The sequence below is a fragment of the Brachybacterium sp. p3-SID1565 genome (assembly GCF_025143785.1).
In the GTDB taxonomy this organism is placed as follows: Bacteria; Actinomycetota; Actinomycetes; order Actinomycetales; family Dermabacteraceae; genus Brachybacterium; species Brachybacterium epidermidis.
This window is the reverse complement of sequence record NZ_JAMBDS010000076.1, coordinates 1-11409: the sequence shown is the minus strand read 5'-3', so window position 1 is coordinate 11409 and position 11409 is coordinate 1. Positions and strand designations below refer to the sequence as shown.

The following is an 11409-nucleotide window of genomic DNA, read 5'->3' as shown; positions in this document are numbered from 1 at the left end:
CGATGTCCGGCACCTCGGCCACCAGGGCGTCGGGCACGGGTGCATCGGGCCCGTACCGTCGGCGAACGGAGGCACCGACCAGATCGTAACCGGCCTCGGCGTGCTGGCTGAGGTCGATGCCGGCGGCCTCGTCCTCGGCGCTGATGCGCCAGCCCAGGGTGTGCTTGAGCGCGAGGGCTATGACCAGGGTGACGAGTCCGGAGAAGAGCATCGCAGCGAGGGCCACCAGGGCCTGGACCAGCAGCAGGGCCGCGCCGCCGCCGTGCAGGAGCCCGCCGTCGACGGCGAGCACGCCGATCAGCACGGTCCCCACGAGTCCGCCCACCAGGTGCACGCCGACCACGTCGAGCGAGTCGTCCAGCCCGATGCGGTGCTTCAGGCCGACGGCGAGGGCGCAGCAGATCCCGGCGACCGCGCCCAGCACGATCGCGCCCAGGGGGTCCACGGCGGCGGCCGCCGGCGTGATCGCCACCAAGCCTGCCACCACGCCGGAGGCGGCCCCCAGTGAGGTCACATGACGATCCCGGATCCGCTCCACCAGCATCCAGCCGAGCATCGCCCCGGCGGTCGCGACGGTGGTGTTGACCCAGGCGAGACCCGCGGTGGCGTCGGCGGTGCCCGCGGATCCGGCGTTGAAGCCGAACCAGCCGAACCACAGCAGTGCCGCTCCCAGCATCACCAGCGGCAGGTTGTGGGGCTTCATGGGGTCCTTGCCGAAGCCCAGGCGGGGGCCGACGACCAGCACCAGCACGAGACCAGCGATGCCGGCGTTGATGTGCACGACGGTGCCGCCGGCGAAGTCGACCGGCTCGGCGATCGCGGCGAAGGGTCCGTCCCCGGAGAGCAGGCCCCCGCCCCACACCATGTGGGCCATCGGCGCGTAGCAGGCCAGCACCCACACGGCGGTGAAGGTCAACCAGGTGCCGAAGCGGACGCGATCGGCGATCGCACCGGAGATGAGGGCCACGGTGATGATCGCGAAGGTCATCTGGAAGCCGGCGGCGGTCAGGAAGGGCACGCCGGAGCCGGCCAGCAACGACTGCTCGTCGGTGCCGTTCAGTCCCATGAACTGGAAGGGGCTGCCGAGCACGCCGCCGTGGTCGTCGCCGAAGGCGATCGAATAGCCGGCCGCCGTCCAGGCCAGGGCCACGACGGCCATCGCGCTGAAGGACATCAGCATCATGTTCAGCACGGTGCGGGACCGCACCATGCCTCCGTAGAAGAGGGACAGCCCGGGTGTCATCAACAGCACCAGGGAGGCGCTGACGAGGATCCAGGCGGTCGCCCCTGTGTCGAGGGTGAAGGGGTCCATGGCGGTTCCTGTGGTCGGTGGTGCCCGCCCCGGGGCGGGCACGGTCCGTGGTGGGCCGTGCCGCCATCGTGCGGTGGGCGCCGGTGACCGACCAGGTCAGAGGGCCGCCGTGATCATTCCGTGATCGAAGGGTTCGCGGTGCGGACCGTTGCGGGTCCGCCCTCGAAGCGCGTCCGCTCAGTCCCCCAGCAGGGCGTCCACGAAGCCGTAGGCGTCGAAGGGGGTGAGGTCGTCCATGCCCTCGCCCAGGCCCACCATCTTCACCGGTACTCCGAGCTCGCGCTGAACGTTGACCACGATCCCGCCCTTGGCGGTGCCGTCGAGCTTGGTCAGCACGATGCCGGTGATGTTCACGGCCTCCGAGAAGACCCGGGCCTGCTGCATGCCGTTCTGGCCGGTGGTGGCGTCGATGACCAGCAGCACCTCAGCGACGGTGTCGCCGTGCAGTCCCTTCTCGGCGACGCGGCGCACCTTGCCGAGCTGGTCCATCAGACCCTTCTTGTTCTGCAGGCGACCAGCGGTGTCGATGATGACGACGTCCACACCCTGTGCGACGCCCTCCTTGACGGCGTCGAAGGCGACGGCGGCGGGATCGGCCCCGTCGCGGTCGGCGCGCACCGTGTCCACACCCACGCGGGAGCCCCAGGTGGCGAGCTGGTCGGCGGCCGCGGCGCGGAAGGTGTCGGCGGCACCCAGCACCACGGTGCGCTCGGCGGCGACCAGGACCCGGGCGAGCTTGCCGACGGTGGTCGTCTTGCCGGTGCCGTTGACGCCCACCATGAGGATCACCGACGGCACCTCGGTTTCGTCCGGTGCGGTGCGGACGGTGGCGGCCAGGCGGCGGTCGAGGTCCGGGTTCACCAGGGTGACGAGCTCCTCGCGCAGCACCTCCCGCACCGCAGCGGCATCATCGGTGCCCAGCACCTGGATGCGTCGACGCAGGGCCTCCATCAGCTCATCGGTGGCGTCCGGCCCGAGGTCCGCCAGCAGCAGGGTCTCCTCGATCTCGTCCCAGGTGTCCTCGTCCACGGCGCCGCGGGTGAGGAGGGTGAGGATCCCGCGGCCGATGGAGCCGGAGCGCGCCAGGCGCTCGCGCAGCCGCAGCATCCGGTCGGCGGGCGCCTCGGGGGTGTCGATGACCGGGCCGGGGGCAGCCTCGGTGGTGGTCTCCTCCGTGGGGGCAGGCGGTGCCTCCCCCGTGGGGGCAGGCGCCTCAGGCGGGGGAGCCGGGGCCTGGACCGACGGGGCGGGGGCCTGGTCCGACGGCGCGGGGGCGGTCAGCGCATCGGCAGGGGCGGTAGCGGTGTCGTCTGTCGGGACGGCGGTGGCCGCGGGCGCCTGGCCGTTACCGTCCGTCTCCGGCGCCCGCCGGACGGGCTTGTCCTCGGGGGCGCCGTGGGCCTGCTCCTCACCGGCCGGTGCGGCCTCGCCCGGTTTCTGCAGTGCCGGCTTCTGGTCGGCGGGTCGGGAGGGGGCAGAGAGGGTGTCGGCCCAGGTGGGGGCAGCCGGCCGCTCCTTGACCGCGGTGCCTGTGGGGCGAGATCCGGTGCTGCTGTCCTGCGGATCGCGGGGCTGGTCCTTGCGATCGGTCGGGGTCTTCCCCCTGCTGCGCAGATAGGCCCATGCCCCCGCGCCGATCACACCGATACCACCGGCTCCACCGACGAGCAGGACGAGAATGTCATTGGGATCCACGGGTCACCTCCGAGGTCGCAGGAGCCGGCGATGCGGCGGGGCCATGGGCCAGTCTAGGTGCACCCGGTCAGGACGCCGGTGGGGGGCGACGGGGTGGTCGTACCTCGGGATGGTCACACCTTTGGGGCGGGCTGTCAGCCCAGACGGTCGCGGTCAGCGGCCATGCGCGGTCCGCGGCCATGCGCGGCCTGCGGCCTCAGGTGTCGCGCCGCGTGCGCGAGGAGTGGCGCGGCGTGCGCAGCGGTGTCTGCTCGCCGTGGCGTGCCCGGCGCACGTTGGGAGCGGCGACGGCTGCGAGGATCGCGACGGCGGCCAGCAGCGCCAGCAGTAGGAACCCGACCGTTACCACACCCAGACCCATGCCCATGGCTCCATTCTGCACGGCGATCCGCGCCGAGACGTGCTGCGTCCTCTGTGCGGCGCGCCACGACGAGCAGCAGACGGGCACCTCTTCCCGTGGCTGTCGCAGCAGCTGCCAGCGCATGGTGGGCCTCATCACCATCATCGTCTCGGCCTCCGAAGAGCCCCAGGGGGCTCCACGCCAGCGGATGCGCGACTGCCCGGTTCGACAGCCCCTAGCGGAGAAGAGCGGGAAAAGACGCGATGCGCCTGCCGGGACCGAACGACGGCGGTGCCGATCAGCCCAGTCCGGGGAACCAGATGCCGATCTCGCGGGCGGCGGACTCCTCGGAATCGGAGCCGTGGACGAGGTTCTGGATCACCGGCAGGTCCCATTCACGGGCCAGATCGCCGCGGATGGTGCCCGGAGCGGCCTCGGTGGGGTTGGTGGCACCGGCCAGGGAGCGGAAGCCTGCGATGACACCCTCCCCCTCGAGCACCAGCGCGACCAGAGGTGCGGCCCCCATGTACTCCACGAGACCGGGATAGAAGGGCTTGCCCTCGTGCTCTGCGTAGTGGGCGGAGAGCTCCTCGTCGGTGGCAGTGCGCTGGCCCAGGGCGGAGATGGTATAGCCCTTGGCCTCGATGCGGCGGATGATCTCCCCGCGCAGGCCGCGCTTGACGGCGTCGGGCTTGAGCAGGACGAGAGTGCGCTGTGAGGTCATGGTCGCGAGCCTAACGGTGCGCGGTCCGCGGTGCGAGTCGGGGTCAGGCCCTCGGCGGGCGATGGGAGTGCCGGCTGCGTTCGGCCCGGTCGGCCTCCGTCGCCCCACCCCCGCTGGCGGATGCATCGGGACCCGGCCCCGCAGCACTCCCCTCCGCAGTGGCCTCGGCGCGCCAGTGGGCGGCGTCGATCGCGTCCTTCTCCCCATCCAGCTGATGGCCCTTGACGACGCTGTACACATAGAGGATCGCGAAGATGACGCCCACCGCCCACATCGCGGGCACCTGCAGCCCCAGCAGGATCACGGGGACCTGGAGCACCGCCCCGATGTAGTAGGGGACGGCCCCGCGCTTGAGCATGCCGGAGCACGCCACCAGGGCCACCGAGGTGAGCAGCCCCCAGCTCCAGGTGAGCGCGCGCTGGTCGGGAACCAGCTGATGGGCCACCAGCACCGCGAAGAACACCACGAAGGCCTCGACCACCAGCACGGTCGCACCGAGGATGCGCTGCGCCCCGTGCGCACGGGAGGAGGGTTCGAGGAAACGGGTCACTCTCACTCCTCCTCCGGCAGGCCCAGCAGGTCCCGCACCTCGGCGGCCAGCGTCACCGACCCGGCCACCACCACACCGCCAAACATCTCCCCCTCGGCCTCGGCCAGATCCACCGCCTGCTGGATCGCATCCGGCAGCGAGGCGGCCTCGAGCACGCGGTCCTCGTCGTCGAACACGTCGCGGGCGAGGTCTGCCAGTTCATGGGAGGGGATGGCGCGTGGTGAGGACGAGTGGGTGATCACCACGGAGTCCAGCAGGGGCTCGAGGGTGGCCAGCAGCTGCTCGGCGTCCTTCTCCTGCAGGATCCCCACCAGTCCGATGGTGCGCGTGAAGCGGAAGTTCTCCCGGACCGTGGCCACCAGGGTCTCGGCTCCGGAAGGGTTATGGGCCGCATCCAGCAGGATCGTCGGGGACTGCCGCACCACTTCAGCGCGGCCCGGGGAGCTGACCGATCCCAGTGCGGCCGTCAGCAGGCCAGCATCCAGCGGCGAGTCGCCGCCCAGGAGGGCCTCGGCCGCGGCCACGGCGAGGAGTGCGTTGTGCGCCTGGTGCTCGCCGAGAAGCGACAGGAAAAGGTCCTCGTAGCGACCGGCGATCCCCTGCAGGGTGAGCATCTGCCCGCCCACGCCAGGAGTGCGGGAGAGCACCCCGATCTGCTCGTCCTCGAAGGCGGCCTCGGCACCGAGCTCGATGACCCGCTCGCGCAGCACGTCGGCGGCGTCCCCCTCGGGCTGGGCCGCGATCACGGCGGTGGCGCCGGCGGTCAGGATCCCGGCCTTCTCCGCGGCGATCTCGGCGATGGTCTCGCCGAGGTACTCCTGGTGGTCCAGGCCGATGACGGTGATCACGGCGACGTCCGGATCGACCACACCGGTGGCGTCCCAGGTGCCGCCCAGGCCGGTCTCCACCACCGCAACGTCCACGGGGGCGGAGGCGAAGGCCTGGTAGGCCATGGCGGTGAGGTACTCGAAGTAGGTGAGCCGCACTCCCCCGGCCGCTAGGGACTCCTCATCGACGATCCGGGCGAACGGCTCGACGTCGCGGTACGCCTGGACGAAGCCGTCCTCGTCGATCGGGGAGCCGTCGATCGCGATGCGCTCCACCGGCGAGTGCAGGTGGGGGCTGGTGGTGCGTCCGGTGCGCAGGCCCGCCTCACGCAGGATCCGCTCCAGGATGCGGGCGGTAGTGGTCTTGCCGTTGGTGCCGGCGATGCGGATGGAGCGGTAGGAGTGCTGGGGGTCCCCCATCAGCTCCATCACCCGGCGGATCCGCGACAGGTCCGGTTCGATGCGGTTCTCCGGCGCGCGCTCGAGGAGGGCGGCGTACACCTCGCGCAGCTGCGGCGACATGGCCGGACGGGACGGACGGGGCACGGGGTCTCCTACGGGGGCGCGGACGGGGCGCTGGTCAGTCTACGGAGGGCGCCTCCGACGCAACGTCTCCGGGAAGGTTCGGGGTGGCAGGTGTCGCAGCCGGCGCGCTGCTCAGTGGCGACGGCTGCGCCCGGCCGTCTCAGTCCACCTCGACTCGGTAGATGAACGCCGCCATGGCATCGCGCAGGATCGGCGAGTACGGCCGGTACGAGCCATCGGGCCAGCCCGTGGTGATGCCCTCGGAGTATGCCCAGCTGATCTCCTTGTAGAAGATCGTGTCGCGCACGCTGATGTCCTTCAGCGGGCTGACGGCCGGGGCCGTGAACGGAGGCGATCCCTGCGCGCGATACAGGAAGGCGGCCATCGCATCGCGCTTGACGGGCTCGTAAGGACGGAAGGTGCCATCGGGCCAGCCCTCGGCGATGCCTTCGGAATGCGCCCACGTGATCTCCTTGTAGAAGACCTCTCGGGTGGGTGAGACGTCCTTGAACGGTGAGACGGCAGGCGGTGTGTACGCGGGCGAGCCGGCGGCCCGGTACAGGAAAGCAGCCATGGCATCGCGCTTGATCGGCTCGAAGGGCCGGTACGTGCCGTCGGACCACCCGTTGGCCAGTCCCGCGTGCTTCATCCATGCGATCTCGGTGAAGAACACGAGGTCGCCGTGGTTGACGTCCCGGAACGGCGCCTGGGGGGTGCGCCCCATCGGTGCGGCCACCGGGTACGCATGTGCCGAGGTGCCATTGGGAGAACCGAACCAGAGCGAGAAGTTCCGGAAGAAGTTGCGGTTGCCGTAGGTGGCACACACGTCGTCCGCAACAGCACCGGCCCCGGCATCGAGCGTGGCCTGGGTGGGGGTGAACGGCGTGTAGTTGTACAGGGCGGCAGTGGCCCGGTTGGCGATGTTCACAGAAGCTTCGCCGCAGAACGGGTAGGGGCTGTACTGGATCAGGTTGGCCCCGACCTGGTAGCGGTAGCCACGAGAGGCATCGCCGTACTCCTGGAGGCGCTTCGCAGCATGGTAGAGCTGATGGCCGAGTCCGGCATATCGCGGATCGCAGGCCTCGAAGTCCGGGCAGCGGAACCCCAAGGCCTGGTCGAGCTTGGTCCAGGTAGGCGAAGTTGTCGTGATCAAGCCCTGCTCCTTCTGGAGCATCACCAGCAGCACCTGCGGGTTCACGGAACAAGCGCGCGAGACGTCGGTGATCATCTCGCCGGCTGTGCCTTGGGTGCGGGCCGGAACCGCCTCGCACACGTCGGTTGCGGCTCGCTGCGGGGTGTCCATGCGGACGTCCTTGAGGCAGGGCGCGCCACCGCGCGCGGTGCGGCAGTTCGCTCCCTGGTCGCGGAGGAACTGATCGACCTCGGAGGCCGACATCCGGTTTCCGTCGAACATCACCTCGTCGCTGATGAGAGCGCCGGGATCGAAACCACCGAGTCCTGCGGGGGTGGGCCCCGCGTGGGCCGGAACAGCGAGGGTACTGGCCGCCAGCAGCAGCGCGATGATCGCGGCCAGGAGCGGACGACGGCTGAGGAGCGAAGTGGCGCGTGATGCGCCAGGGGATTCAGTGGGCACAGGGACCTCCGGGAAGTGGACCGGGCTGCCCGGCCATCTCTCAGGATATCCGGCCCCAGCGCATCGCAGGGGTTCCCTGAGATGCACCCGGGCGTGGCCGGTCGCGCGGTTCCTCCCCAGCTAGTTCTCCTCCACATGGGCAGTTCTACCCATGGTCACCACCGTGGGGTGCTCGTACGGTGAACGGACCAGGCCACACCAGCGCCCTGTTCGCCATCGGAGCTGAACGGGGCAGGCACCGCTCACGGGAGGTTCGAGATGACCACGCTGACCCAGGACGTGCCCGAGGCGATCGGCGCCGTCCGCGCCGCCGGCACACCCGAGCGCGCGCTGAACCCGATCTACCGAGCCCTAACGGCCGATGAGGCAAACGGGGTGAGGACGGAGGCGGTGAAGAGCTCGCTGGAAGGCCCGGAACTGGACCTCCTGGTGCGCCAGATGACCGCCCCCGCGGTGATGGTGCTGGCAGTGGAGGCAGGCGGTCTCGCACACCGGGCGCGCGTGGGCGTCCATGCCGACGGTGCCACGGTGGAGCACTCCGAGGTGCCCACTGACGAGGAGCCCGGCGCTTCGCGGTGGTCGGAGTGTGTTCTCGAGGACCTCCCGCGACTGTTCGCCGACGTGCTGCCTGACGGCAGCGCCCTGGGGACGCCGCCCCGTCTGACGGTGCAGAACAAGCCCGACACCCTTCGTTTGGATGCCGCCCAGCTCGCGCATCTGCGAGAGCTGCTCGTCGCCGGGGCCGACGCCGAGACCGCGTTCTCCCGCCTCGATGGGCTGGACCCTCGCCTGCAGGACGCCCTCACCGCCCGGGGGGACCGCGCTTCCCTCAGCCTGACCCTCCACTCCCCCGATCCGGCCCGCCTGGCACAGCCGGTGAGTATCGCACGGCTGTGGAACTGCGGGCAGCTGGGGATCTACCGCACCGACACCCCGGACCGTTCGCAGATCGAGGTGGTGGCGGTGGAGCCCGGTGACGTCCTAGGCACCGTGATCCCCCTGCTGGAGGAGTCGATCCGCTTCGCCTCCGGCCTGCCACCGACGCCCGGGGACGAGGACCCCGCAGGTACGAGTGGTGAGGGGGCCCGGTCATGAGCGGCTTCTACGGGATGGACACCCAGCAGGTGCGCGACCACAGCGCCGCCTGCCGCACCGGGATGAACCGCATCGAGGAGCTGCGCGGCGCACTGGACGGTGCTGTCACTTCTGTGACCTGGGAGGGACCGGACGCGGACAGCTTCCGGGACGAGTGGCTCCAGCTCTCCAGTGGGCGGATCAGCGGCCTGCTCGCAGAGCTCGAGGACCAGGCCTCCCAGCTGGAGGGCGAGGCCGATCAGCAGGATGTGGTCTCTGACCGCGACGGCACCGAATCCGGCCCCGGCACCCGCCCCAGCACCGTCCCGGACGCCCCGACGGACCGGATGGACCGCGGCTACCTCCACGAGGACAACCCGTGGATCCCGAACTGGTTGGAGAACCCGGCCGAGCAGCTGTTCTCCGATACGGCCGGGCTGATCAGCGATGGCATCGGCTGGGGCAGCGACCTCCTGATGGACGGCATCAGCACGATGGGCAACGGGCTCGGCATGGACATGAGCGGTTTCGAGGTGTTCCGCCGAGATGCCGAGCATCTGGGCGAAACCTTCACGGGCTGGATGACCGGGCAGCGGGTTCCGACGATCGCCGAGCTGGTCGCCGGCGCCGCGGTCACCACCGCTTCGGGCGCGGCAGCGCTGTACGACATGGTGCCGGGCTCACCCGGGACCGACTTCTTCGACGACAGGCCTGGCGGGATCGTGCACGGCGTCGAGATCACCACCGGCCCGGTCGAAGGGCCGCAGACTCTGCAGGACCTGATTCTGGAGAACAACCAACTCCGCCTCCCCAACCCCGACGACGCTCCGCTGGAATCCGGTCAGATCGGCATTCAGGAAGTCCACAACTCCCAGGGGGGCGACCCGGTCTACATTGTGCAGATCCCGCCCACCGAAGGTGCGGACATCGACACCTGGGATGCCTGGGGTTCACAGGGGAACTCACGGGACTGGGCATCGAACCTGCGTCTGGTGGCCGGCCAGCACCCGGCCGCGATGGACGACGTGCGCGCCGCGATGGACGCGGCGGGCATCCCTCCGGGCTCGAACGTGATGCTGGTGGGTCACTCACAGGGTGGGATCGTGGGATCGCACCTGGCATCGGACCCGAGCTTCAACTCGGCCTCCGGGGCCGACGGCACCTATAACGTCACCCATGCGTTCTCCGTGGGCTCACCGGTGCAGACGGTCCTACCAGCCCAGGGCGGCACCGAGGTGGTCAACGTGACTCACGGACCCGCCTCCCTGGGATGGCCGTCCTCGACTGGGGACCACATCGCGCACCTCGACCTGCAGGGGACACAGATCGGTGGGGGGCGCCTTCAGGCTCCGAACCTGCATGAAGTGGTCCTACCCGGCACAGCAGCTCCGACGTCCGGGGCGGAATGGCTGCACGTCAACCATGACTCCGTGGGCCCGGACGGGGAACCACACCTTGGTTATGCCGGGACAGTCGGGCGTTCCACCGAAAGCCACCCCGTACTCGGACCCCTGCAGAACGACCTGACCGGGGTCTATCTGGGGGACGGCACCTACGTCGCAGAATCACACGTAGTGACCGTTGGGCGTGAGCACAGGTCCTGACTCGACATACCGACGGCAGCAGCCATGCCAGGCCAAAACGCGAACAGTGCGATCAAGCGCATGTCCTGCCCTTCCGGGTCAGCTCAGGCCGTACCGCGAATAGAGCGATGAAGCGCCCACGTAGTCGAGCCTGTGGTCTTCAGTAGGAAACTCGGGATGCAGCTCCAGTGCGGTGAGCTCGGTTCCGTCGGGAAGTCGACCGGTGATCCCACCGACCCTCGTATCGGGCTCGTCCCGCTCATGAAGAATGGTGACTGCCGTACGCATCACGTCGTCGTAGATGCCGAGCCCGGTCGATGCTGACGTTGCATCGATCTCCACGTCACCCGCGACGTACTGCAGGAACCTGTTGTTGGTCCCCGTCCGCAACGACGCTCCTGTGACGCCCGGGATCTCGAGCACGGCTTCCGTGATCAGCTCGGCGCGATCCTTGCGAAGCACGGAGCATCCCGTGAGTGCTGCTGCGGCAAGCGCCCCCACGCCGCCGAGGATTCCTCGTCTGCTCATCACTGCGCGTGCCTCCCTGCCCCGATAGTCACCAGGGCCAGCATGCCACGTTGACCGTGGACGTCCCCCAGGTGAGCGCGATCTGGTCCGGATCGCCTACTCTCACACAAGGCGTGACACGACAGGAGGAGCAGCGATGGCACTGAGGCGTCGCCATGTCCTGGTAGCAGGCGCGATGGGTCTGTTCTCCCTGGTGACCGGATGCAGCGGGTTCTCCAAGCCCGGCTGGAGCGACGTCAACCGCGAGATCCAGTCCGCTCCCGGAGTCACCGGAGCCGACATCATCGGCGGACCCGGCGGCGGGCTGGGTACCACCGTCAGCGGCACCATCACCCTGGACGTCACCGCCGATGAGCTGCCCGACGCCTTCGAGGAAGCCTGGAGGCGCGGCGTCGAGGTGATTCACGAGATGTTCGATCCCGGACAGGCCATCGATGTCGCAGTCAGAGGCGTCATCTCCGATGGCACAGAGATCCCCGCCTACGAACTGCTCGAACACGAGGAACCCGTGCCGACGACGATGTCCCACTTCTACGAGCACTACGGGATCGGCTGAGCCCCGGCCAACGGCCTCCCGGCACGGGGAACAGCGCCGCCGGGAGCCGGCAGGCCGCGGGAAGCACGGGACGAAGACGAACGGCGGGCCCGGAGATAACC

The 11409-nt window shown here is 69.8% G+C and carries 11 protein-coding genes; 3 read left to right on the top strand and 8 right to left on the bottom strand.

Translation table 11 applies throughout. The features are described from left to right. From M4D54_RS13225 to M4D54_RS13195, 7 genes are all read right to left on the bottom strand, one after another. On the bottom strand, positions 1-1312 hold a 1312-nt coding region (locus tag M4D54_RS13225; protein ID WP_259892011.1), incomplete at its 3' end, for an ammonium transporter. A 177-nt stretch (positions 1313-1489) separates the two neighbouring features. Then, positions 1490-3007, bottom strand: a complete 1518-nt coding sequence (gene ftsY / locus M4D54_RS13220; protein ID WP_259892010.1) for a signal recognition particle-docking protein FtsY — start codon at positions 3005-3007, stop codon at positions 1490-1492. A 196-nt stretch (positions 3008-3203) separates the two neighbouring features. Then, complete coding sequence (locus tag M4D54_RS13215) at positions 3204-3503, bottom strand: hypothetical protein (RefSeq protein ID WP_259892008.1); 300 nt, start codon at positions 3501-3503, stop codon at positions 3204-3206. A gap of 142 nt (positions 3504-3645) precedes the next feature. Further along, positions 3646-4071: a nucleoside-diphosphate kinase gene (ndk, locus tag M4D54_RS13210; protein WP_259892007.1), complete on the bottom strand. Its 426-nt coding sequence runs from the start codon at positions 4069-4071 to the stop codon at positions 3646-3648. 43 nt (positions 4072-4114) lie between these two features. Further along, complete coding sequence (locus M4D54_RS13205) at positions 4115-4621, bottom strand: DUF4233 domain-containing protein (protein ID WP_259892006.1); 507 nt, start codon at positions 4619-4621, stop codon at positions 4115-4117. Positions 4622-4623: 2 nt separating this feature from the next. Continuing rightward, the gene (locus M4D54_RS13200; RefSeq protein WP_396121503.1) at positions 4624-5970 is read right to left on the bottom strand and encodes a bifunctional folylpolyglutamate synthase/dihydrofolate synthase; all 1347 of its coding nucleotides are present in this window, start codon (positions 5968-5970) and stop codon (positions 4624-4626) included. Between the two features lie 163 nt (positions 5971-6133). Beyond that, entirely contained in the window at positions 6134-7567 is a 1434-nt protein-coding gene (locus M4D54_RS13195; RefSeq protein WP_259792043.1) for an S-layer homology domain-containing protein, read from the bottom strand. A 258-nt stretch (positions 7568-7825) separates the two neighbouring features. Here M4D54_RS13195 and M4D54_RS13190 point away from each other — a divergent pair, with 258 nt between their 5' ends. Together M4D54_RS13190 and M4D54_RS13185 are read left to right on the top strand one after the other, a co-directional pair. Next, positions 7826-8662, top strand: a complete 837-nt coding sequence (locus tag M4D54_RS13190) for a hypothetical protein (RefSeq protein ID WP_259892001.1) — start codon at positions 7826-7828, stop codon at positions 8660-8662. Beyond that, entirely contained in the window at positions 8659-10245 is a 1587-nt protein-coding gene (locus tag M4D54_RS13185; protein WP_259891999.1) for a WXG100 family type VII secretion target, read from the top strand. The genes M4D54_RS13190 and M4D54_RS13185 overlap by 4 nt, the downstream gene beginning before the upstream one ends. A 78-nt stretch (positions 10246-10323) precedes the next feature. On the opposite strand, the gene M4D54_RS13180 is transcribed toward M4D54_RS13185, so the two are convergent. Continuing rightward, complete coding sequence (locus tag M4D54_RS13180; RefSeq protein WP_259891998.1) at positions 10324-10686, bottom strand: hypothetical protein; 363 nt, start codon at positions 10684-10686, stop codon at positions 10324-10326. 202 nt (positions 10687-10888) lie between these two features. Here M4D54_RS13180 and M4D54_RS13175 point away from each other — a divergent pair, with 202 nt between their 5' ends. After that, positions 10889-11308 (top strand): hypothetical protein, encoded by a 420-nt coding sequence (locus M4D54_RS13175; protein WP_259891995.1) that lies wholly within the window; start codon positions 10889-10891, stop codon positions 11306-11308. Positions 11309-11409 lie beyond the last annotated feature (101 nt).

Excerpts from the sequence above, each read along its gene's own strand:
- M4D54_RS13215 (WP_259892008.1), bottom strand. The coding sequence starts at position 3,503 with ATGAGGCCCACCATGCGCTGGCAGCTGCTGCGACAGCCACGGGAAGAG.
- ndk (WP_259892007.1), bottom strand. The coding sequence starts at position 4,071 with ATGACCTCACAGCGCACTCTCGTCCTGCTCAAGCCCGACGCCGTCAAG.
- M4D54_RS13200 (WP_396121503.1), bottom strand. The coding sequence starts at position 5,970 with ATGTCGCCGCAGCTGCGCGAGGTGTACGCCGCCCTCCTCGAGCGCGCG.
- M4D54_RS13190 (WP_259892001.1), top strand. The coding sequence starts at position 7,826 with ATGACCACGCTGACCCAGGACGTGCCCGAGGCGATCGGCGCCGTCCGC.
- M4D54_RS13185 (WP_259891999.1), top strand. The coding sequence starts at position 8,659 with ATGAGCGGCTTCTACGGGATGGACACCCAGCAGGTGCGCGACCACAGC.
- M4D54_RS13175 (WP_259891995.1), top strand. The coding sequence starts at position 10,889 with ATGGCACTGAGGCGTCGCCATGTCCTGGTAGCAGGCGCGATGGGTCTG.